This is a genomic window from Sphingobacterium sp. BS-2 (genome assembly GCF_046161205.1).
Classification (GTDB): Bacteria; Bacteroidota; Bacteroidia; order Sphingobacteriales; family Sphingobacteriaceae; genus Sphingobacterium; species Sphingobacterium mizutaii.
In genome coordinates this window covers 37,900-61,110 of the sequence record NZ_JBIXGO010000019.1, presented here as the reverse complement: position 1 = coordinate 61,110, position 23,211 = coordinate 37,900, and the positions used below count along the sequence as shown (strand labels likewise).

20 protein-coding genes and 1 tRNA gene are annotated in these 23,211 nt (G+C 39.9%); 13 read left to right on the top strand and 8 right to left on the bottom strand.

Features of this window, described 5'->3' with window-relative positions:
- The first annotated feature begins 226 nt into the window (after nucleotides 1–226).
- The 4 genes from ACK2WI_RS12165 (at nucleotide 227) to ACK2WI_RS12150 (ending at nucleotide 4,486) form a co-directional block, all read left to right on the top strand.
- On the top strand, nucleotides 227–898 hold the full coding sequence (locus ACK2WI_RS12165; RefSeq protein ID WP_409151058.1) for a DUF1080 domain-containing protein: 672 nt from the start codon (nucleotides 227–229) through the stop codon (nucleotides 896–898).
- Between the two features lie 21 nt (nucleotides 899–919).
- A complete protein-coding gene (locus ACK2WI_RS12160) occupies nucleotides 920–2,290 on the top strand; it encodes a Gfo/Idh/MocA family oxidoreductase (protein ID WP_409151057.1) in 1,371 nt (456 codons plus the stop codon).
- Between the two features lie 388 nt (nucleotides 2,291–2,678).
- Entirely contained in the window at nucleotides 2,679–3,335 is a 657-nt protein-coding gene (locus tag ACK2WI_RS12155; RefSeq protein WP_409151055.1) for a hypothetical protein, read from the top strand.
- An 80-nt stretch (nucleotides 3,336–3,415) separates the two neighbouring features.
- A complete protein-coding gene (locus ACK2WI_RS12150; protein ID WP_409151054.1) occupies nucleotides 3,416–4,486 on the top strand; it encodes an acyltransferase family protein in 1,071 nt (356 codons plus the stop codon).
- 81 nt (nucleotides 4,487–4,567) lie between these two features.
- On the opposite strand, the gene ACK2WI_RS12145 is transcribed toward ACK2WI_RS12150, so the two are convergent.
- The gene (locus ACK2WI_RS12145) at nucleotides 4,568–5,188 is read right to left on the bottom strand and encodes a hypothetical protein (protein ID WP_409151053.1); all 621 of its coding nucleotides are present in this window, start codon (nucleotides 5,186–5,188) and stop codon (nucleotides 4,568–4,570) included.
- Nucleotides 5,189–5,439: 251 nt separating this feature from the next.
- On the opposite strand from ACK2WI_RS12145, the gene ACK2WI_RS12140 reads away from it, so the two are divergent.
- A tRNA-Lys gene (locus ACK2WI_RS12140) sits at nucleotides 5,440–5,512 on the top strand.
- A gap of 95 nt (nucleotides 5,513–5,607) precedes the next feature.
- Here the strand turns inward: ACK2WI_RS12140 and ACK2WI_RS12135 are convergent.
- Complete coding sequence (locus ACK2WI_RS12135) at nucleotides 5,608–6,768, bottom strand: zinc ribbon domain-containing protein (protein WP_409151052.1); 1,161 nt, start codon at nucleotides 6,766–6,768, stop codon at nucleotides 5,608–5,610.
- A 557-nt stretch (nucleotides 6,769–7,325) separates the two neighbouring features.
- On the opposite strand from ACK2WI_RS12135, the gene ACK2WI_RS12130 reads away from it, so the two are divergent.
- Nucleotides 7,326–7,820 (top strand): hypothetical protein, encoded by a 495-nt coding sequence (locus ACK2WI_RS12130; protein WP_409151050.1) that lies wholly within the window; start codon nucleotides 7,326–7,328, stop codon nucleotides 7,818–7,820.
- A 96-nt stretch (nucleotides 7,821–7,916) separates the two neighbouring features.
- Nucleotides 7,917–9,047 carry an endo-1,4-beta-xylanase gene (locus tag ACK2WI_RS12125; RefSeq protein ID WP_409151048.1) on the top strand — a complete coding sequence of 377 codons (1,131 nt, stop codon included), beginning with the start codon at nucleotides 7,917–7,919 and terminating at the stop codon, nucleotides 9,045–9,047.
- A 10-nt stretch (nucleotides 9,048–9,057) separates the two neighbouring features.
- Here ACK2WI_RS12125 and ACK2WI_RS12120 read toward each other — a convergent pair whose 3' ends face one another.
- Complete coding sequence (locus tag ACK2WI_RS12120; RefSeq protein WP_409151046.1) at nucleotides 9,058–9,984, bottom strand: AraC family transcriptional regulator; 927 nt, start codon at nucleotides 9,982–9,984, stop codon at nucleotides 9,058–9,060.
- A 291-nt stretch (nucleotides 9,985–10,275) separates the two neighbouring features.
- Here ACK2WI_RS12120 and ACK2WI_RS12115 point away from each other — a divergent pair, with 291 nt between their 5' ends.
- The 4 genes from ACK2WI_RS12115 (at nucleotide 10,276) to ACK2WI_RS12100 (ending at nucleotide 16,393) form a co-directional block, all read left to right on the top strand.
- A complete protein-coding gene (locus tag ACK2WI_RS12115) occupies nucleotides 10,276–11,145 on the top strand; it encodes a sugar phosphate isomerase/epimerase family protein (protein ID WP_409151045.1) in 870 nt (289 codons plus the stop codon).
- A 20-nt stretch (nucleotides 11,146–11,165) separates the two neighbouring features.
- Nucleotides 11,166–12,302 (top strand): Gfo/Idh/MocA family oxidoreductase, encoded by a 1,137-nt coding sequence (locus tag ACK2WI_RS12110; protein ID WP_312697107.1) that lies wholly within the window; start codon nucleotides 11,166–11,168, stop codon nucleotides 12,300–12,302.
- A gap of 41 nt (nucleotides 12,303–12,343) precedes the next feature.
- Nucleotides 12,344–15,835 (top strand): PVC-type heme-binding CxxCH protein, encoded by a 3,492-nt coding sequence (locus ACK2WI_RS12105; protein WP_409151043.1) that lies wholly within the window; start codon nucleotides 12,344–12,346, stop codon nucleotides 15,833–15,835.
- A 192-nt stretch (nucleotides 15,836–16,027) separates the two neighbouring features.
- Nucleotides 16,028–16,393: a nuclear transport factor 2 family protein gene (locus ACK2WI_RS12100; RefSeq protein ID WP_409151041.1), complete on the top strand. Its 366-nt coding sequence runs from the start codon at nucleotides 16,028–16,030 to the stop codon at nucleotides 16,391–16,393.
- Nucleotides 16,394–16,412: 19 nt separating this feature from the next.
- Here the strand turns inward: ACK2WI_RS12100 and ACK2WI_RS12095 are convergent, their stop codons facing one another.
- On the bottom strand, nucleotides 16,413–17,624 hold the full coding sequence (locus ACK2WI_RS12095; protein WP_409151039.1) for a carboxypeptidase-like regulatory domain-containing protein: 1,212 nt from the start codon (nucleotides 17,622–17,624) through the stop codon (nucleotides 16,413–16,415).
- A gap of 120 nt (nucleotides 17,625–17,744) precedes the next feature.
- On the opposite strand from ACK2WI_RS12095, the gene ACK2WI_RS12090 reads away from it, so the two are divergent.
- A complete protein-coding gene (locus ACK2WI_RS12090; RefSeq protein ID WP_409151037.1) occupies nucleotides 17,745–18,947 on the top strand; it encodes an exo-beta-N-acetylmuramidase NamZ domain-containing protein in 1,203 nt (400 codons plus the stop codon).
- Between the two features lie 9 nt (nucleotides 18,948–18,956).
- On the opposite strand, the gene ACK2WI_RS12085 is transcribed toward ACK2WI_RS12090, so the two are convergent.
- Nucleotides 18,957–19,904, bottom strand: a complete 948-nt coding sequence (locus tag ACK2WI_RS12085) for a GT-D fold domain-containing glycosyltransferase (RefSeq protein ID WP_409151036.1) — start codon at nucleotides 19,902–19,904, stop codon at nucleotides 18,957–18,959.
- Between the two features lie 233 nt (nucleotides 19,905–20,137).
- Between ACK2WI_RS12085 and ACK2WI_RS12080 the strand changes: the two genes are divergently transcribed.
- Entirely contained in the window at nucleotides 20,138–20,935 is a 798-nt protein-coding gene (locus tag ACK2WI_RS12080; RefSeq protein ID WP_409151035.1) for a DUF1080 domain-containing protein, read from the top strand.
- Nucleotides 20,936–21,016: 81 nt separating this feature from the next.
- Here the strand turns inward: ACK2WI_RS12080 and ACK2WI_RS12075 are convergent, their stop codons facing one another.
- From ACK2WI_RS12075 to ACK2WI_RS12065, 3 genes are all read right to left on the bottom strand, one after another.
- A complete protein-coding gene (locus tag ACK2WI_RS12075; protein WP_409151033.1) occupies nucleotides 21,017–22,234 on the bottom strand; it encodes an enolase C-terminal domain-like protein in 1,218 nt (405 codons plus the stop codon).
- 82 nt (nucleotides 22,235–22,316) lie between these two features.
- On the bottom strand, nucleotides 22,317–22,823 hold the full coding sequence (locus tag ACK2WI_RS12070) for an SRPBCC domain-containing protein (protein WP_409151031.1): 507 nt from the start codon (nucleotides 22,821–22,823) through the stop codon (nucleotides 22,317–22,319).
- Nucleotides 22,820–23,146: a helix-turn-helix transcriptional regulator gene (locus tag ACK2WI_RS12065; RefSeq protein WP_093099757.1), complete on the bottom strand. Its 327-nt coding sequence runs from the start codon at nucleotides 23,144–23,146 to the stop codon at nucleotides 22,820–22,822. The genes ACK2WI_RS12070 and ACK2WI_RS12065 overlap by 4 nt, the downstream gene beginning before the upstream one ends.
- Nucleotides 23,147–23,211: the final 65 nt, after the last annotated feature.

Here is a 23,211-nt window from a genome sequence, read left to right as displayed (position 1 = left end):
TAATAAGTAATAATCTTGGTCCATCCTCCCATCCCGTACCCTGAGCGGAGCCGAAGGGAATCCTGGTTCAAATCTCCACGACCCATTCCCCATAAATTAGTTACAATAAATAAGCCTACATGTATATACAATCTGATTGTTAATTTGTAAATTAGGTTTATAAACCTGATTGCTAAAGCTTTGCGTCGCATTGTTTTATAGACCCAAAAGTTAAAATTTATTGTAAATGAACATATTAAGAATTAGTGCAAATCCAATTCAAAGATTGGTTTTGTTGTTATTGATTGGATGTTTTGGAACCGGTTCTGTCTTGGCGCAGACGCAGAGTGAAAAGGATGAAGGGTGGATTTCGCTGTTTGATGGGAAGACCTTGAACGGTTGGAAGGTCAATGAGAATCCGCAGACCTTTAGCGTAAAGGATGGGGCTATTGTGGTGAATGGAAATGTATCCCATCTATTCTATGAGGGGGATGTGAACAACCATGACTTCAAGAATTTCGAACTTAAGATTGATGTGATGACTTTTCCGAATTCAAATTCGGGGATTTATTTCCACACGGATTTCCAAGAAAAGGGCTTCCCCGGAATTGGTCATGAGGTGCAAGTGAATTTGACCCATTCAGATTGGAAGAAGTCGGGCAGCATTTATAATGTGGTGAATGTGGATAAGGCTCCGGCTGTCGATAATGAATGGTATACTCAGCATATCATCGTAAAGGGCAAAACGGTAAGGATCCTGATCAATGGGAAATTGCTTTATGAATATGTGGAGCCCAATCTGAAAAAGGATTCCGAACGGGGTCAATTTATCTCGCACGGGACTTTTGCTTTGCAGGGACATGATCCGGGGAGCAAAGTCATGTTCAAGAATATCCGCGTAAAAGTTCTACCAAATTAATACGAACCTAAACCTACAATTATGAACAATAAGAATTTAACTTCCAGAAGGAATTTTATCCGTACCGTTGCGGGGGTGGCAGTCTCGGCACCGTTTTTCCTTGATCAAGCTTTCGCGAATGCTCCTGCCAAGAAGCTTAGGCATGCCTGTATAGGTGTCGGAGGAATGGGCGGACATGATCTGCAGCAATTTAAATCGCATCCCGATATCGAGATCGTGGCCTTATGTGATGTGGATGAAAACCATCTGAAACAAGCTGCACAGCAGGTCCCAGGGGCTAGATTGTATACCGATTGGAGGGAAATGCTGCAGAAGGAAAAAAAGAATATCGACTCCGTAAATGTTACGGTGCCTGATCATAATCATTTTATTATTGCTATGGCGGCCATTGATGCCGGCAAGCATGTGTATTGCCAAAAGCCGATGTGCCATGATGTTGCGGAGGTCAGAGTTCTGACCAAGCATGCGGTCAAGGCTGGCGTGGTTACTCAATTAGGGACCCAAATTGCCTCCTCGATTGGCGATCGCACTGCGGTGCAATGGATTAAGGAAGGTCTGATCGGCAAGGTGAAACATGCCTATTTATGTTCAAATCGTTCGGGTATTTCGGGCTATCGCTTGGAAGGTCCAAGACCGAAGGAAACTGTTGAGGTTCCATCGACTTTGGATTGGGATAAATGGATTGGAACGGCTCCTATGCGACCTTATGCGCCGACCATCTATCATCCCGGAATCTGGCGTTCATGGCAGGATTTCGGAACTGGCTGGTCTGGTGATATTGGTTGCCATATCTTTGATGCGGTTTGGAAAGGTTTAGGATTGAAGGCTCCCAAATCGGTATTTGCCGAGGTGCAGCAATCTTGGCAAGATTCTCCTGAACGAAGGGCTGACACCTGGTCGCAAGGAAACCATATCAGTTGGAAATTTCCGGGAAATGAGAAAACGGAGTCCGATGTACTGCCTTTGGAATGGTTTGACGGGGAATTCTATCCACCAAAAGAGGTACAGGCGCTTTACAATAACGGCGAGAAATACCCGGAAGAGGCTGCGATGCTGATCGGTACAGAAGGGGCATTGTTGATTCCACATGGCGGAACGCCGGTATTGTTGCCACAAAGTAAGTTCAAGGACCATCAATACCCTAAGTTAGAAGAAAGAAACCATTACCACCATTATATAGATGCTTGTCTGAAAAAGGCGAAAACAGAATCTCATTTTGCGCAGACGGGTCCAATGACCGAAGCGATCCTTTTGGGTACCGTGGCGATTCGAGTGCCAGGGAAGGTGTTGGAATGGGACGCGGTGAACATGAAGTTCCCAAATGCTCCTGATGCAGAGAAGTTCCTGAAAAGGAAGTACAGGAATGGTTGGGAGGTGAAAGGTTTTTCGTAGGGCTTGATATAATCTGCTGAATGTTGTTTGTTGTTTTAAGGTGATTTATTAAGTCCATTGAAACAACAAACAACATCAATTTGCATAAATTTTCGAGATGTACTTATTGTTAAATAGGCCCAATCTATTTAAATTAACATTAAGGTTCCCAGCCTTAATTTTTCAACTTAGAATGATCCCCCCATTACGATTAAGGTCTGCAAAAATGATCTTAATAGCTCCCGTATTTTAATAGATAGAGTTCTACAATTTCAATAGTTTTTAACAGAAACATTGTAAGAATGTTTACTGTTTGATAGTTTTGTTCGAATATATTTCCTATTAATAATAAACTGTACAAAATAGGTAATTTCAATTTGTTGGTTTCCATATTAGATAATTCGAACACATGTTTAAGTTAACCCTTTCCATTCTTCTTATAGCAGTAGCTTCCTTTTGTTATGGTCAAGTCAGCTTGAAAGGCGAGAACTCATACCCTGAGGGATTATATAAAACCAAAGAAGACTTTATAAAAAAGGTTCCCAGTCAACAGGTTGATTTAGTTGCCAAGACTTTGTTTTGGGCTAAGCGTGAAGTGATCGACACGATCCCTGACGTGTGTTCGTTTTTTTACAAGGAAACGGACAAAAAGGTGAAGCAAATGTTTGCGATTTCTTACAAAGGACAATTATTTATCCAAACAGGCTCAGTTTTATTAAATAGAGATAAAAAAGACAAGTCCCAAAGCGCAAGCGCCCCTTATTCCTTTACGCGCGTCCTGTTCGGGGGTGAAAATTATCTGTATCTGGAGATGGAATTGGCAAATTCCTGGGAACAGGGATTAGGTTATGGGCTAGGAGGTGCTGCTGGATCTGTGATCGCCCAAAATGCAATTAAAGGGAAGGGAATTGTCTGGGATTTCAAGGCTAATCAATTCAATATTTTCAGGAGCTGCAATGATTACAATGAATTTATTGCGGATAAATATGCCGAAGGGGTACAGGAATGCAAGGGCAAACAGCCAGATATGTTGCAGGTACGGGAGGCCATCGATAAGATCAAATAATTTTTGATAGCCAAGGCCAAGATCTACAATATAAGGTAGGATTGGTTTGGTAATAGGGAGCCTTCCTCTAATTAATGTAAATGAACAGAGAACTTCAGCATTTTTTAACATCGATATCCATTCTTCGATTCCCACTCATTTTGATGGTAATCTATATTCACATCATTCATGAGGAAATCAGTCCTGTGCGGTTGAGTATGGATCCAGATGATCTTTATCATTTATTATACACTACGATTTCGCATAACTTTGGACGTACCGTAGTTCCATCCTTCTTTGTTTTTTCAGGATTTCTTTTCTTCATGAAACTCAAGGAAACATTTTCCTTGAGCACTTACAAGGTTCAAATTCAGAATAGGTGGAGATCATTGTTCATTCCCTATTTCTTTTGGAACATTGCCATGGTACTGATTATCCTTTTAAAAAATAAAATATTCTTATCCATTGGCGGGCAACCTGATGATTTTTATACCTCTGTGCAAAGTTCATCTGTATATGACATGTTGTGGAAAGACCCAATCGATTATCCGCTTTGGTATCTAAGAGATCTATTGGTAATGGCTTTATTTTCGCCATTCTTCTTTGTTCTAAAAAAGTACTTAAAGTTGTTTGGACTGGCTTTATTGCTGATTTTCTATCTTTCATGTATCGAAATCCCTATCCCAGGCTTTAGTGCAACCGCTATATTTTTCTTTGGTTTGGGCAGCTATATAACAATGGATCCGCCTGCATTTGTAAAGTTCGTCAACAGATTTGGGCTTGTGCTGATCATTGCCATGTTAGTTTTCCTAGCACTTTCTACTTATAATAATGGGAAACCACTTTATGAATTCTTTATCAGGTGTTTTACCATATTCGGGACCTTTTCGATAATCTATCTAGGGAATAAACTCCAACATATAGACAAGCTCAAACACATTCTTATTGACCTTTCCAAGACAGTTTTCTTTGTTTATGCCATTCATATTATATATATCATTAATTGGACAAAAGGGGCTTTTGCTAAAATCAGCTTTCTGAACAATGGTTATGGGCAAATAATTGGTTACTTTTTGATGCCTCTTGTGGTAGCGGGAGTATGTCTGTTGATCTACTATTTAATGAAAAAACTAACTCCGAAGTTTTTAAATGTGATTATAGGGGGGAGGTAGGGTATTGGTTAATAAAAGTTAATCTGTACTCTCTGTTGGACTTGGAATTTCGTGAATTTTACCTTTTTTGATTTAGTGAGATTATTTTTTGATAATAGTCTTTAACTTTCCATAAAGCCAATCAATAGGGAAATAAACAATCATAAAGATTAAAACCAGTGGTACACTTAGGAACTTAATAAATTCAAATATTTTATCCCGGAATGGAATAGCATTAAATTCCATTTCTTCATTAATAATTCTTCCATTTTCAATGGTTAAGTGAAGAACCTTTGGGAATATGCGTTTTCCATTCTTACTATATCTGATAATCTCATAGAAGCCCGATACTAAGCTGATCTTTCCAGAATACCATTCTGCAAAAACTTTCTTTTGCTCTGGATACAAATAATTTAGATCGATTGATTTATAATCATCAGTTTCATTTGGTAAACCTGAATCAGGATTTACAATTGTGCCGGTAAGTCCGATTAAATAGAGTTTTCCGTTTTCAATTTTCCATTTACAGGTATATGCTGGATAAAATGCAGAATTGAAATAACCCGATGGATCTTTGAACTTTACAGGCTTATCCTCTGGCAATTTAATGGAAGGACATCCTGCTATACATCCGTAGGATTTTCTATTGTATAAAAAATCATCTTCTGGCTCGCCGGTTAAATCGAAACCTGATGATTTGTAGTCAAAATCTATGGTATCCATATTGATAGTTTAATAGATTATACACATTAACAGATTGACAAGTATTCTGATCAATTTTTATTTAAAATTTACTACGGTAATTAAAAAAGCTAGAACTTAAACAGCTCTATTTCATATAATAGGCACTTCTGAAACATCTGATACAAAGAAGAAAATAGTAGTTGTTGCTTCCTAAATTGTCAACAAATCGCAAAAAACTATATTATTTATTTGATTTTTTTGTGCTGACTTGTACCTTTGACTCATCAAAAGACTTCGTAGCTCAGTTGGTAGAGCAACAGACTCTTAATCTGTGGGTCCTGAGTTCGAGCCTCAGCGGGGTCACTGGAAACCATCTCTCGATAATAGGGATGGTTTTTGTTTTTTTATTTACTTGAGGTTTTATCAAATTTTCTGTTTACAAATAAAGAAATAACAAATTATTTCAATTCCTTAATTTCAAAATGATTTATTCGAGAACCATCATCATAATCATACCCTAAATTTCCATTAGTTAAGCTTAAGTATATCTCTTGTACACCAAGAGTTTTAATAACAAAAACATGAGTTTCACCCAACAACCCTTTTTCAATATAGTAATCCATTACTGGAAAACTAAATTGAACTTGTTCCCCCAGAAAATCAGCAACCAGATGAATTATGTTTTTTTGAAAATCGAAAATATGATAGGTTGTTTCTTTATTAGTTTGAACAATAACCCCATTCAATTCTTTATCATTAATTAGACTTTTGAAGGTAAAAACTTTCCCTTTAAAAGGATTTAATTCAAGACTATTCTTTGGGATGTTTGTTTTTGGGACATTAACTTCCTCACTTTCAGTACCAAGTTCTATCTCCTTTTCCTTAACTATATCTTTTTTTGCACTTTGGTCAATTAAAGGTCCTGTAATTGGTATGGGATCAGACGAATTACTTGTTTTTTCAATTTTGCCATTATCTGAATCAATATTATCCTTTTCGTTGACAAATAGACGAAAGCCTAGTAAAATCACCCCAAATATTCCTAAAAAAAGTATTAACCTATTTAGGTTTTTTTCAATCTTTTTAGAATTAACATTTTTATAGTTTGAATTTTCTTCAATTAAAGAATTTTTATTTTCAATATCTTTTTCCTCTGAGCTAGGTCCCATAGATTTTAAAATAGGGGGCTGTACAATTTCAGAAGTATAGGTATATTCAATATTACTCGATAAATCGTCAAATAAGTTTATACTACTAATAATATCTTCAAAAACCTTTTCTTTATAACTTAAGGTATATAATTTCCATATTGAATTTTCATTTATTTCAAAATCTAATGCCTGTAATTTTTCTTTTTCGAGTTCATTATACTTGGAAGGATCCTCTATAGTAAATTTCAACTTGTAACTTAAAGGTTCTTTAGAAAATTTAAAAAACCTGTTATTAACCTCAATAGTCAACAAACCTCCTTTATCAATCAGAATGTTTAATTCGTCTATTAGTTTTTGAGTAAAATGTTGATCTTTCTGAATAATGAGATTAGAGCCACAATTTCCGCAAAAATTGCTAGGCTTTGATAATTGTATGCCGCAATTACTACAAAAGTTAATTTCATTCATGATGTTGAAATTAGGGTATGTTGTGCTTTTAATTAATGCATAGAATATTACAAATGAATTTAAGCGCCTACAAAAATAAATTAATAGCGAAAGTTAAGGTTACGGTAAACCGTAAAAACAATAAATAATGAATTTCGGTTAAGATATTCCGTAAAAACTTAAATCAATTTAGCTGTGATTAAAAAAAGATCAGATGATCACAGACTTTATTAGTGGATCGATTACCACATTCAATAGCTTTTCAAGTATTAGCAATCTCAATTGAACAATCAATTTTATTGCTGGATGATTATGAACAGTCTTGGGTGCAGATGGTATAAATGCAATTCTAAAAAACTTTATTTCAACAGGTAAAAAACAAATTCTCCGTCACAGTCACTTTTTAGTATTTGAAACTTCCTACGGCCTTGGTGTTTAGGGACATCCTAATAACTTGGAATTAGGTTTAAATTTTATTTAAAAGTAACTCAAATGAATTAATATCATTTTGTATTTTGGTTATAGGAAACCATAAACTTAATTAATCCAATATCCACTAATTCATTCCAATAACAACCATGGCACTCTATAAGGCAAACTCGAGAAATTCACGCAATTTTAAGGTGACTCTAGAAAACCAAGAAATAGGCGAATTGCTAATTAAGAAATGGTATTCTTTTGATGCTGATTTAATAATGTCTGATGGCAAGAATTATCAGCTTATCACAAAAGGTTTTTGGGATTCAAAAGTTGAATTAATTGATGGTTCTCAGACCTTATTGGACTTTAAGATGGGTTGGAAAGGAATTGTGATCAAGACTTATTTTGATCATCAAGAAAGACAGTATCTGTTAAAGCTGGAAGGGTTTATAATGAGTAAGTTTATTCTAATTGACGAGTCTGAGCGAGAATTATCGGTTGCCAGTACAGATTTCAAATGGTTATCCCTCAACTTTGATTATGATATAGAAACTACTGCGAACTTTGACCAATTAGGGAATAGAGATTTACTGCTGATGACCATGTTGCATTGCATGAATTATTATATATCCTATCTGAGCGCTGCGACGTAATTTCAAATGCATTGAACATTATATCTTATCGATCCGGGTTCAAATTGCTATATTTAACCTAAACCATTACAAAATCACCTAAATACAGATCCACCTATGTACAGGCTCAAAACAGTTTTAATTCTTGTCTATACTTTACTTTTTATTGCGAATCAATCCTGGGCACAGAATGGACTAAAGGATTTGTCCTTAAAGGAGGCATTTGCTGGGAAGTTTGACATTGGGGCTGCTATAAATCTGAACCAGATTTATGGGCGAGATGAAAAGGCTACAGCATTAATAGAATCGCAATTTAATTCTATTACTGCGGAGAATTGTATGAAAGCCATGTACCTGCAACCAAATGAAGGTGAATTCAATTTTAAAGATGCAGACCGATTTGTTGAATTGGGCGAGAAATATGGTCTGCGACTTATTGGGCACACTTTGATCTGGCATTCCCAAGCTCCACATTGGTTTTTTATTGACAAGGATGGCAAAGATGTTTCTCGGGAAGTGTTGATCGAACGGATGCGAAAGCATGTCCAGACTGTTGTTTCGAGGTACAAGGGCAGGATAAAGGGTTGGGATGTAGTCAATGAGGCCATACTGGACAATGGAGATTGGCGGCAAAGCAAGTTTTATAAGATCATTGGAGAAGATTTTATAGAATTGGCATTTCAGTTTGCGCATGAGGCTGATCCGAATGCTGAATTGTATTATAATGATTTTTCCATGTTCCAAAAAGGGAAAAGGGAAGGCGTGATGAGGATGGTCCGCAACCTCCAGGAGAAGGGGATTAAAATCCACGGAATAGGGATGCAAGGTCATTTGGGTTTGGATTACCCCGCTGTTTCTGCCTTTGAGGAGAGCATATTGGCCTATTCTAAGCTAGGTGTTAAAGTGATGGTAACAGAGCTTGATATCTCTGTGTTGCCGATGCCAGGACCTTCACATGGAGCGGAGATCAGTACCATTTACAAATATGATAAAACCCTAAACCCTTATGCGGAAGGATTGCCTACGGAAGTGGAAAGCAAGTTGGCTAGTCGATATAAGGAGTTTTTTGCTCTGTTTTTGAAGCATCATGATAAAATTGACCGAGTTACTTTGTGGGGAGTAAGGGATGCTGACTCTTGGAAAAATAACTGGCCCGTAAGAGGGAGGACAGATTATCCATTGCTCTTTGATCGGAACTATCAAGCTAAGCCTTTTGTCAAGGATATCGTTGAGATGGCAAAAGAATAAGCAGTGGTTTTTAAAGCGTCATAAATTTCAACCTATACTCCATAGGTGTCATTCCAATAAAAGTCTTGAATTGTTTATTGAAATTGGATAGGGTATTAAAACCTGAATCATAGCATATCTGGGCTACGCTCTTGGATTCGGCAACGGAAAGGAGCTTGCAGGCATGCTTAATGCGTAATTCTGTAATGAAATAGGAAAAGGTCTTCGAAGTTTTGGCTGTAAAATATCGGCTAAAGGATGTAGGTTTCATATTGAGTAGAGCGGCGACTTCTTCCAAGGTTATCTTGTTTCTGAAATGGTTTAGGGCATAATTATAAACGATGTTGATGCGGTTCGTTTCTACATCTTTGGATTGATACTGGAACTCGTCGTAGTGTAATAGTGTGAAATCCTTTCCCTTAGCCAGTACATTCAAGATCTTGAAGAGATGTATGATGCTTTCCATGCCATGCAGGTTCAGCAGTTCATTCATCAATGCGATTATTTCCTTGGCTGTGGCTCCCTGAATCTCCATTCCATGTCTCACTTTTTCCAACAGGACCTTTAATTGATTAAACTCCTCTTTTTCCGTGAATTTCTCCAATTCTGAACCATTGATATATATCACCAATCCTTCGCTGCTTTTTTTGGATTGGGGGTCAAAGTAAATGTCATCACTGCGCCAAAGGTGAGGGATATTGGGACCAATAAAAGACAGATCTCCCTTGACAAAGGATTTCATGGTATTGCCAATAAATCGAGTTCCGGAACCTTCCACTACAAGGAAAAGTTGGTACTCGGAATGGGCATGCCAAGTGGTATCGAAATGTTTGTCGGAAAGCTTTCGCACAAAAAATATGCGCGATGAAGGGATCCTGGTTTTCTGGACTGCGGTCTTTTTGAAATTGATATCCATTAATGGAATATATTGGTCATCCCCAGGTTTGCTGGGGCTCATTTCAAAAATAAGTCTTTAGCAGGCAATTATCAAGATTTTAAGGAGGTAAATGTCTAATTGTTGTCCGATGTTGTGCTGATTATTTATAAAGTGTGGTAAAATACAGTCATCATTGGGTATTTAATAGGTATGTTAAATTCATCTTGAATCTTAATTTAGGGTTCTAGGATTAACCATTTTAAACCAACCTAATGAAATGAAATAGGTATACGCTGTTTCATTTGATGGGGACAATGCTAAAGTGTATGGCCTGTAAACCTTTAAGAATCATTAATTTATTTAGAATATAATATGCAATTACCTGTGAAACTAGGCGTCAGTACCTGGCTTTGGACTTCTCCTTTCCGTACGGAGGATGCCGCAGGCTTGTTTGAGAAAATAGCAAGCCTAGGCTATGAAGTCGTGGAGATAGCTGTGGAAGACCCTTTACTTATCGATACCCAACAGATTTCTAAAGAACTTGAGAAGAATGGCTTGCAAGCATTGGTCTGTGGGGCTTTTGGACCAACCAGGGACTTAACGAGTGATGATGGAGCCTTGCAAAAGAATGGTCTGCAATACATTGAAGATTGCCTAAATATTTCGACAGAACTGGGAGCAAGTTTTTTCGCTGGTCCTATGTATTCAGCGGTTGGAAAAGCACGGATGGTACCGGATGCACAGCGCCAAATCGAATGGAACAGAGCGGTTGATAACTTGGGCAAGGTCTGTGAGATGGCGGCATCTAGAGGCTTGGAATTAGGCTTGGAGCCCTTGAATCGATTTGAGTCGGATCTGATCAACAATGTGGATGATGTATCGCGTTTGATCAATGACCTGAACCATCCAGCGGCAAAGATCTGTTTGGATATGTTCCATATGAACATTGAGGAGCCGGATCCTGGTTTGGCTATCCGAAAAGCTGGGGACAAGTTGATCCACGTTCAGGTTTCGGAGAATTATCGCGGAACTCCAGGCACAGGCAATGCAAGCTGGGGGGCATTTTATGAGGCACTTAAAGCGATCAACTATAAAGGAGCGGTATCCATTGAAAGTTTTACACCAGAAAATAAAGAGTTGGCAGCCGCAGTTTGTATATGGCGAAATCTAGCCGATGACCAAGATTCATTTGCGCGTGATGGGCATGCGTTTTTGAAAAAATGGGCTGCTAATAAATTATAATAACACAATCAATGAACGAAATGATGAAGAAAGAAAAAATTAATGTTGCAATTATCGGTTTAGGCTTTGGGGCAGAGTTTATCCCTATTTATCAACAGCATCCAAATGCTAACCTATATGCTATTTGTCAAAGAAATGAAGCGAGTCTGAATGAAATTGGAAATGCCTTTTCGATTGAAAAACGCTATACCGATTATGATGAGCTGCTGAAAGATGAAAACATTGATGCCGTACATATCAACACACCTATTCCAAACCATGCGGAACAATCGATCAAGGCTCTTCGGGCAGGAAAGCATGTTGCCTGTACTGTTCCGATGGCAACGACAGTGGAGGAATGTAAGCAAATCGTGGAAGCGGTTGAGGAAACTGGACTTACCTATATGATGATGGAAACCGTACTATATGCGCGGGAATTCCTGTTTATGAAAGAACTGTATGAGAAAGGTGAGCTTGGCAAGATCCAATTCCTAAAGGCGAGCCATCAGCAGGATATGGATGGTTGGCCGAACTATTGGCCGGGTCTTCCGCCTATGCATTATGCTACGCACTGTGTAGGGCCGGTATTGGGCCTAACACGTAATGAAGCGGAGTATGTATCCTGCTTTGGTTCTGGTACCATCCGTGAGGATTTGGTTGGTCAATATAATTCTCCATTTGCCATTGAATCTGCACATATTAAGTTCAGGAACTCTGATTTAAGTGCTCAAGTATACCGTTCTCTATTTGATACGGCTAGGCAATATCGTGAGAGTTTTGAAGTGTATGGTTCCAAGCAATCGGTGGAATGGCCATTGATTGAAGGGGAGCCGTTGGTATTACACGTAGCCAAAAGACCTGAACCTGAAATCCCGGAAAAAGTGGACTGTCCGGATTATGCGCATTTGCTACCGGAATCCATCCAGCATTTTACAAGGGCAGGAGTATATGATGAAGGAGAAAACCAACACCTTTCTTTCCTGCAAGGAAGTGGCCATGGGGGCTCACATCCACATTTAGTCCATGAATTTATCAGCGCATTGGTTGATGGCAGACAGCCATTTCCTAATGCTAGGCAATCTGCAAATATTACCTGTGTGGGTATTTTGGCACATGAATCTGCCATGAAAGGGGGAGAGATCATTCCTTTACCTGAATTTACTTGGGAAACAACCTAATTGTTGTTGCCTGAGGAACCTTTATCTCAATATTATTTAAGATGAATAAGATTTTAAAATTATGCCTTCTATTATGTGTTGTTTTTTCGGTGCTGGGATGTGCCGAAGATAACAAACCTAGAAGGTTGGAGTTATTTTTTCTGGGTCATGATAGTAAACACCATGACTCGGAATTATTGGCCGACATCTTGTCAAAGGAGTATTTTGCTGATGGAATAAATATTACCTATTCCATCGATCCTGATGATTTGACCCGTCCAGACCTTAAAAAGTACGATGGTTTGATCTTGTATGCGAACCACGATACGATCAGTCCGGCTCAGGAGAAAGCACTGTTGGATTATGTAGCTTCTGGAAAGGGCTATATCAATATTCACTCGGCTTCTTACTGTTTTCGGAACTCTGATGATGTCGTAGCCTTAATTGGTGGTCAGTTCAAGAGCCATGGAGGAGGTTCTTTTGGCGCTGAAATCATCAAGCCTGATCATCCGGTGATGAAGGGGCTTTCGCCATTTGTGACTGAATGGGATGAAACCTATGTGCACCATCTCTTGGCCAAAGATATCGAAGTATTGATGGAACGTGTAGACAGCACGCACAGAGAGCCTTATACATGGGTTAAAGAGCATGGTAAGGGTAGGGTTTTCTATACGGCTTTTGGACATGATGAGCGCACATTCCGTAACCCGGGATTCCTGCAGTTGGTGAAGAATGGTATCCTTTGGGCTGTGGGTGATAAGCCTGTGGAGCGAATGAAGAAGTATGAAATCGCCAAACCGGAATATGAGGAAGCTCGGATGCCTAATTATGAGCGCAAAGATCCGCCACCACGCTATCAGCATCCATTAAGTCCGGAGCAATCGCAGACCCTGATACAGGTGCCTGTGGGATTCCGTCTGGAACTATTCGCCAGTGAGCCGGACATTAAGAAGCCAATTGCGATGGATTGGGATGAACAGGGTAGGCTATGGGTCATCGAAACGGTGGACTATCCAAATACGGTGAGAAATGACAAGGGGGAAGGTGACGACCGGATTACCATCTGTGAGGATACGGACAATGATGGTAAAGCAGATAAATTCACGGTATTTGCTGAAGGGCTTAATATCCCGACTTCCTTTGTGTTTTCTGATGGCGGGATTATCGTTGCACAGGCTCCGCACTTTTTGTTCCTAAAGGATACTGATGGGGACGGAAAGGCAGATGTGCGTAAGGTATTGATCGATGGATGGGGAACTTTTGATACCCATGCTGGTCCTTCCAACCTAAAATATGGTATGGATAACAAGATTTGGGGAACCGTTGGATATTCAGGATTTGAAGGCAATATTGCTGGGAAAGCATACAAATTTGGATCTGGTGCCTATCGGTTTGGTCCAAAGGCTCAAGATCTGGAATTCCTTGGCAACACCTCGAATAACACTTGGGGCTTAGGATTCTCGGAAGATTTTGATGTATTCCTGTCCACTGCAAATAATGAGCACAGTAACTTTTTGGCTATCCCTGCTCGTTATTATGAGAAAGCGAATCTGAATGAAAGGGGTATCGAGAAAATTGATGCTCACTACAAGATACATGAGTTAACCAAAGAACTGCGTCAGGTGGATGTATTTGGAGGGTTTACCGCCGCTGCTGGCCATAACCTTTATACAGCAAGGGCATTCCCTCAAGAATATTGGAATCGGGTTGCCTTTATTGCTGAGCCGACCGGACGCTTGATCCATAAACATATCCTGGAACCTTCGGGATCTGGATTTAAGGAAAAGGGAGATGGCTGGAATATGGTCGCGAGTTCTGATAACTGGTTTGGTCCTGTAGAGGCTAAAGTAGGACCGGACGGAGCATTGTGGTTCTTGGATTGGTATAATTTTATTATCCAGCATAACCCAACCCCTCAAGGTTTTGAAAACGGACCTGGAAATGCCTATATCGATCCATTGAGAGATAGTTCTAAAGGACGTATCTATCGATTGGTGCATGAGGATGCGGCGAAGCAACGGAAATTTAAATTGGATGGAAAGAAAGGTCGTGACCTAGTTGATGCTTTGTCTAGCGACAATATGTTCTGGCGGACCACGGCTCAGCGTCTATTGGTTGAAGGGGGTGATAAGTCTGTTGCGGAAGACCTGCATAAGCTAATAAATGATAATGCTGTTGATGAAGTCAATGTCAATGGAGGTGCTATCCACGCAATCTGGACATTACATGGTTTAGGTTTGTTGTCCGATGGACAGAGCCCTAGTGTTGCGGTTGTTCTCAAAGCACTTAAACATCCAGCGGCTGGGGTAAGAAGGGCTGCGATTCAGACCTTGCCTAAAAACGCCAAGGTTATCGATGAGTTGATTTCCTCGGGAGCTGTGCAGGATAAGGATCTAAGAGTGAGATTGGCGGCTATTTTGGCCTTATCAGAAGCTCCGCCAAGTCCAAAAGTCGCTAAGGTGATTTTTGATGCGGTGCAGGATCCTGAAAACGAGAAGGACAAATGGCTGTTCCATGCCCTGATGGTTGCAGGAAGTCTGCATCAGCAAGCTTTTATGCATGAATATCATACTAAATTTGGCCACCCAGACTTTTCCAATGCGAATGGATCCTTAGGGGAGCGAATCATTGCCGGAAACAATATGAGCGTACTTTCGCTAAATACTGCGAGAGATGGTATCGTTGGTCCAAGGCAAATACCTGAAATAGCGAATCGAGAGATCCATTTTGTGGGGACTGTTCGTCAGAAGGATCAGAGGCCTTTGGATGGAGCTTTGCTTTCTTTTGGCAATAAAAAAGATGGTTATGCTGTTTCTATCAAAGATGGAAGAGTGGAATTCAGGGTTAACCAAAAAGGAAATAAATCGATCATTCAATCTGAAAAGCTTTCGAAACCAACGTTTAAGGTGAGGACTTCCTTGCTAGCGGATGGAAAGATGCTGTTGTTCATCGATGAGGAGAAAGTGGCTGAGGGCAAAAGTTTAGGCCTGTTCCCTGAAAAGCAGGATGGTTTCCTACTGGTAGGAAGAGCTAGTGCCGCCAGGGTGTCGGATCAAGTTCCAAATGATAGTCCGGGTGATTTTGCAAAGGACTTTAAATTTACTGGAACATTGGAGGACGGTCGACTTGTCGCCATGAACAAGGCGGATGCATCGGAGGGAAAAACGGTTGAGGCGGATAAGGTGCTAAAGATTAAGGCTATCGTAGGGGAGATGAAATATGATATCACCAATTTTACTGCGAAAGCAGGGTCGAATCTGAAGATCATATTTGAGAACCCTGACCATATGCAGCATAATTTGTTGATCCTGAAACCGGGAAGTCTGGACCGTGTTGGACAGGCGGCTGATAAGTTGGCTACCCAAAACAATGCGATAGAGCTTCAATATATTCCAAATACACCTGATGTGCTATTCAGCAGCTCTCTGGTTGATCCGGATGGCAGCTATGAATTGAATATCAAAGTGCCTTCGGAACCTGGAGATTATCCATTTGCATGTACATTCCCAGGACACTGGCGAATAATGAACGGGGTCATGAAAGTGACTAAATAGATTAAAAGGGGAATAAGCTTGAGAAGTTTATTCCCCTTTTTAAAAAGAATAGAGCAACCCAATGAATTCGGCTTTTAGCTGAATTTTGTATTTTAGGTTTAAGGAAAGTCTTGGCGACGGCTCCAAATGCCAGAGAAATATTTGCAGGATTTCTGGCAGGATTGATATAAACCCTATTCAAAATTGACGATTATGATGAAAAAAGAAGACATTCTAAAGCTTGAAAACCAACTTTATGAGGCGATGAAATCTGCTGACATTGAGGCTTTGGACAGTCTATTGCACAATGATTTGCTTTTTGTTATTCCAAGTGGAGAGGTCATCAACAAGGAGAAGGATTTGGAATCTTATCGCACGGGGAATTTAAAGATCATTGAACTTCACCCTGAAGTGGAACATCTAAATATTATAGATGATGTTGCCGTGATTACCCTTAAGCTAAAGCTGAACGGAAGCTTCTCTGGAGAGGCCTTTGAAGCCCAATTTAGATATATCCGTTTTTGGAAAGGATTTGAAGATGGGATCAAAGTGATCGGCGGGAGTGGGGTTGCCATATAATTTTAATCTAAGGGAATTCTTATTCAGTTGGGACATAATCCAATGGCAGCATATAGGCTAGCTTGGAATAGCTAACGGCATAACCACTCAATATCCAACTGGCAGTAGGAAAATAAGAGCCCTGTGGCTCAATAATAATTCCATCTGAATCCATTATGAATAGTTCTGAAACCTCACTGGCCGCTTTTTGCAAGATCTTATTCTTGGATTTTGAAAAATCAGCAGGGTAAATGATATACAGATAATCTGTGTAATTGAGTTTCATCAGGCCCTTCTCCTTATCTTCCCCAACGATGATCTCATCGGGTTGCATAATCCCCATTAAATAGCTGATTTTCTCCGGTTGGATTCTCTGCTTCCGAATGGTATTTACCTGATCTTCTGTAAAGTCTGTTTGTGAGGCATAGAATAATTTCCAATTCCCTCTATATTTCTTCTGTACACTGTCTAATATTGCATTATATTTTTGCACGGCTTCGATCCGGACCTCATTGTCTTTCTTTACCAACTTTCTGACGATATAGCCGTCTTTCTCCCATTCTTTGTTATAGGTACTCCTGATAAACCTGTTCAATGACAGTAAATAAGATGTATTTCGGTTCTTTTTATACTTAGATCTACCCTTTCCGATGTCCTTAAAGAAGGCATAACCTTCGAAAAGAAACATCTTGCTGCCAAAATCCATTCTAAATCCTCCTAGGTCATAGGTCAGTTCATATCCCAGAGCATCATTTCGGATCTTAAGGGGTTCCGTACAGATGGCTGTCAATACATTCGCCTTTTTGTCAAATCGGAACTTCACAACCTCATGGTTCAGGATTTTACAGTCGTCTGCAAAACCGCCCTGTCCTATTAAGTTATCAGTAAAGAATTGCCCCCATTCCTTCCAACCATCTTTTAGGTAGTTGGTAACCACCACTTCTTCAATGGCGGTTGACTTTTCTTTGATCGCAATGATCAGATCCTGCTGCAAGGGAATTTGAATTTCCAAGGCCCGCTTTTCAAATCCCATGCTGCTCACAACCAATTCCACATTTCTGGTAGGTGAATGGATGGTAAACAGGCCTTCTTTGTTCGAGCTGGTTCCCAATGAAGAATTATTGATGTAGATAGACGCTCCGGCAATAGGGCTGCGGTCATCTGCATTAATGATCTTCCCCTTAATGGTATGTTGGGCCAAGAGGTGCTGAGCAAAGAAAATGGAAATGATAGTTAGGTAGATTCGGATCATGTTACGACATTTTCGTAAATATACTAAAATGCAATATTAGATTTCATAGGGTTTTGATTATCTGTACGATGATTAGCATTTTTCAAATGGTTCTTTTCAAAATATCTTATATTTAACTATATGAAAAAGTCTGCTTTACTGATATTGCCTTTGCTGTTAGCGGTCAACTGCCTATTTGCACAGGTTCACTATTCCAACGATATTATTAAGACCGGGGCGGAACGTACCGAAAAGTATATTTCCAAGCTTCAAGGGAAAAGAATTGCTTTGATCGCGAACCAAACTTCTATTATTGGAGAGAAGCATTTATTGGATAGCCTAGTGGCTGCTGGGATTAATATCGTCAAGGTCTTTGGTCCCGAACATGGCTTCCGGGGGAATGCCAGCAATGGAACTTCTGTGGGAGATGAGGTTGATCCGAATACTGGGGTCAAGATTATTTCACTGTATGGGAAAAAGAAAAAGCCTTCAAGGGAAGATCTAACCGATGTTGATATCCTGATTTATGACATTCAAGATGTTGGTTGCCGTTTTTATACCAACATCAATGTATTGCGGGATGTGATGCAGGCTGCAGCAGAAAACGGAAAGGAAATGTTGATCCTGGACCGACCGAATCCCAATGCCTACTTTATTGATGGCCCTGTTTTAGACATGAAGAATAAATCCGGAATAGGTCAGTTTCCAATACCTATCGTACATGGACTTACCGTTGCTGAATTTGCACTGATGGCAAATGGAGAGGGATGGTTGGGGAATGGATTGAAATGTAAGCTTTCGGTGGTAAAAAATGCTAATTACAAGCATAGCCTCATGTATAGGTTGCCGGTTAATCCTTCGCCGAACCTTAATACACCTGAAAGCATTCTTTTATATCCGACAACCTGTCTTTTTGAAGGGGTTTCTCTCAACCATGGCCGCGGGACCGATTTTCCATTTACTGTAGTAGGTGCGCCTATGTTCATGGGAATTTACCAATTCAGTTATACACCCGTTTCTATGCCTGGAAGAGCAGAGGATCCGCTTTATCAAGATCAAGTATGCTATGGTCTTGACCTACGAGGGACTGATTTTGAAGCGCTGGTTAAATCCAAAAAGATCAATCTGGCATGGATGATCGATCTTTATGCTAAAAGCCCCAATAAACCTGCATTTTTTGAAAGGTTCCATCCCCAAATCGGGAATATCGATTACCTTGCTGGAGTGTCAGAATTTAAGGACCAGATCCGTGCCGGCATGACGGAGGAACAAATCCGTAAAACATGGCAACCGGGCATTGAAAAGTATAAGAAAATGCGAAAAAAGTACTTGCTGTATAATTAATGGGCAAACCTATTTTTGATTACCTGTAATCCTAAAAATAACATCTTTTTCAATGTATTCTTTATGTTTGGCCGGGAAAGGATCGTTTTGAATACTCTCGACCGTAGATATTTTTATTCCTGCTATCCGGCTTTCTTCTGTGGCTTGCGTTAGGGAGAAGTGGTACTCCAATTCTAAATAGCCTAAGTCAAGTGCTCTGAAACCTTTTTTGGCCAGGTCATAAGCTAATACGGCAGAGGTAGGGCCTAAGGCTAGAATGATTAATTTATGGGTTCCGTATTCTTTCGCTGCGGATAAGATTTCATTGTAGTGCTTAAAGGTATTGTTATTAGGACATTCAATTCTTTCCACACTTTTTGCATTGGAATAGAAGCCTTGGCTCTTTCCTAAATTGCTCCCTTTGCCTTCGATGATCAGTATATCCTGATCTTCCCAAAGCCTTTTCCAATGCGCAATTCTTTTTTCAATTACCTCTTTGTCCTTGTTCCTATCATCAAGATAGAACCTGCTGATCTGAGAATTGAGATACGTGTAATCCTTACGAAGTAAGGATGAAATTTTGTAGAATAACTCGTGTAAATAATTTTGCCAAAAACCAATTGAAGAATCCGTCAGCTTGCCCTTATCTAGCGAAACCAAGGTTCTAGGGACCGCTATTTTTAAGTTGTATTGGTCGGTGTTTTTGTCCTTTAGAATTTCTACGAGCCTTTTTTTGAGCTCGGGATCTGCATCCTGATGTTTTAATGAAATGTTCCTCGGACAAAGAAATTCTCCATTCAGCATCAAGGTAAATTCCCCATCTCCAAATCTAGATAATGAACATTTTGATTCAATCAAATAGTCTAAGCTCTCCTCAAAAGTCATGACTTTCAGCTTATTGTTCTGGAGTTCTTTGCCGGATCTGGAAACATTGAGTTTCCAATCTATTTTATTCAATAGTCTATGGAGGATGTTCATTTAATAATTAGTTTGGTTAATGTGATGTCGTAAATGTAATATAAAACATTTAGGAATAGAGATGGGACCTCCCAAACTATTGAATTTGTAAATGGATGTCTAAATTTTATTAAAAGATGTACTCGGAATTTCTAATGCTGTATGGAAATATATTATGGTGAAAGTTTATTAAATTATTATATCAACAAAGGATTATCCTGTATATTGCAGCCAAATCAACCCTAAAACCCAAAATGAAAAAAGTTGTCTATCCTATTCTATTTGCCTGTCTGTTATTTTCTGGTTGTAAAACCAATTTATCCCAAAAAGGAAATACTGAATGGAAGCCCCTATTCAATGGAAAGGACATAAACGATTGGTTTGTGAAGATCCATCACCATGAGGTCGGCGAGAATTTTGGGAACACCTTCCGTGTCGAGGATGGCATCATCAAGATCAGGTATGACCAGTACGGAGATTTTAACGATCAGTTTGGACATCTTTATTACAAAACACCGTTTTCCTATTACCATTTGAAATTTGAATATAAGTTTGCTGGCGAACTCCAGCGTGGAGCACCGGAATATACCCTGTTAAACTCTGGTGTGATGTTCCATTCCCAAGATCCCCGAGGGATGCTAAAGGAACAAGACTGGCCTATTTCCGTTGAGATGCAATTGCTAGCCGGACTTGGCGACGGTAAGCCTAGACCTACAGGTAACATGTGTTCTCCGGGAACCAATGTAGTCTACCAAGGCAAAATCGCTGAATCCCATTGCTTGAATTCGAGCTCTAAAACCTATGACAAAGACCAATGGGTCAAGGGGGAATTGATCGTCTATGGCGACTCCCTGATCCAGCATATCATTGAGGGCGATACGGTGCTGCAATACTCCAAACCGCAGATCGGTGGAGGAACTGCCAATGGATACGATCCGAAAATCAAGATCGACGGAAAACTATTGGACAGTGGTTTTATCGCTTTGCAGAGTGAAGGTCAGCCTGTGGATTTCAGGAATATTTATATCAAAGATCTTTCGAAGTCCTTTTAATCGCATAGAGAGGAATGCCCGCGAGGCTCAATACTATGGTTCAGAGGACTTAAAATTTCCAAAAACTAAGCTGTTCTTATTCTATATGGTTTTCAATAATTGCATACCAAAACCCGGTAGATCTGGCGGAATTAATTTTCCGTCTTTTACCGCATAGGCCGTAAGGTCCATATCATCTGAACTGCTTGTTACCCCTTCAATGGTGACGGTATTTCCCAGACCACCAGCCAAATGCGCTGTATAATTGGTTTTCAGTAATGATCCCCAAGCATGTGGAGAGGCGAGGGTGCCCGTCTTTACCAGTTCAGGCATCATCCTTCTCCAATTTGTAAAGCCCAGACCTTCGATATCAGTCAAATGCACATCCAACAGCTTCTGTTCAAAGAGTTTCTGGAGGAAAGCTTGGTCTGGATCTGCTTCACCATCGGCCAACAAGGTATCCAACTTTTCCTGTTGGACGAATTCCCGAAGCTTTTTATAGTCTTCTACCGTTTCATGGAAAGGTTCTTCAATCCAGAAAAGTTTAATCCCAGCAATCCCTTTCAAATATTGGATAAACTCATCACTTGTAAAGCCATTGTTCCCATCGACCAGGATCTCACAATCTGGAAAGGCAGCAGCAACGGCTTTGGTGACCTCGATATCCCTTTGCATACCTTCGGCTTTGGGCATCCATTTATTTCCTCGTCCTATTTTTAACTTAAACTGTCTGTATCCCACACCATAATCGAAAAGACACTCTTCCAGAATCTTGTCAATTCCTGCAGGTTTATCCTTTGGCTCTAGATCGTCAAAATAGATCATACCACTGTAATACTTGGTGATAAATGGATCTTTCTTGCCCAGTAACACGTATACAGGTTTCTGTAAAATGACACCGGCCAGATCATGCAGGGCCATGTCGAAAGCGATATGTTTTTCAGAAAGTGTCCCAGCTTTTGGGGTAAAGAGCTCCGATATTTTTCTGCCAACCAACTCTGGGATCAACTGCTCGGCATCTTTTTTTGAACCCCTAAGGGATGCCCAACCCATTGCTCCTTGATCCGTCCTCAAACAGCAGATGTCTAGTTCAGGGCCATGACCATGGAGATCTAATCTGGCATTTTTTCCAACCAGTCTTGGATAGTTTAGTTTTACTTTGGAAAATACGATACTATCAATTTTATGTTCGGCAAGTTCCCTTTCGTCTGCTGCCAATTCGAATAGATCCGCCAAAGGATTTCCATATCCAGTGGAATTTAAAAGTAGGGAAGAGGCAAAGCCAATTCCTAAGGAGTTGATAAAGGTTCTTCTTTTCATAGGTTTATTGTGGTAAGTTGATTGTACAAAATTACAACAAAAATCATTCCCTTATGTTTGGTTATTAGTGATTTAGCTTAGGTTATCTGCGCTGCAATTGCTCGAGCAACTCATCCAGATTCCCTAGACTTGCCGACATGCCTTCCTTAAATCCATGGCTTACCATATATTCCAAGACCTCCAGACTGCCATATTCTGCCGTCACGCTCACAAAAGTATTTCCATCCAATTCCTCAAAAACATTTTCACAGTTTGTTCTTGGAAAATCAGGGCTGATATTTCCATTTTCGTCGCTGAAGCCCCTTAATTCAACAATCTTTTTTAGCGGATCGATCTCAACATAGTCATATCGGCTCCAGTGCTTCTCCCCGTTTGGACCTACCATGGCATAATGCCAATGTCCGCCTTGGCGAAAGTCCATGGATTTGGTCTCTGCTTTCCAAGGTTTCGGAGCAACCCATTGCTCCAAAAATTGAGGATCTGTCCATGCCTGCCAAACTAAAGCGACCTCCGCATCAAATTCACGTCTGATGCGAATGGTTTTGTTTTCCTTGTCTACGGAAAACTCAAACAGTAAGTTCTTTTTCATGATTTCTGCTTTTTCATGTTGTCTAATAAATCATCTAATTGATTGAATTTGCTTTCCCAGATCTGTCGGAACTGCTCCAGCCACTGATCTATTTCCTGCATCTTCTCCAGTTCCAGTTGATAATAGATTTCCCGGCCTTTTTGTTCTTGTTTGACCAATTCACATTCCGTCAGTATCCTTAAATGCTTTGATACAGCCTGTCTGGAGCTGTGAAAATGTTCTGCTATAGCATTTGGAGTCATCGCTTGAACCGCAATTAATGCGATAATGGCCCGCCTGGTCGGATCTGCTATCGCCTGAAAAATATCTCTTCTCGTTTCCATTGTGCAACTATGTGGTTTCAAATATAAATGCAATTATTTGGTTTCACAAGCATTTTGGATAATTT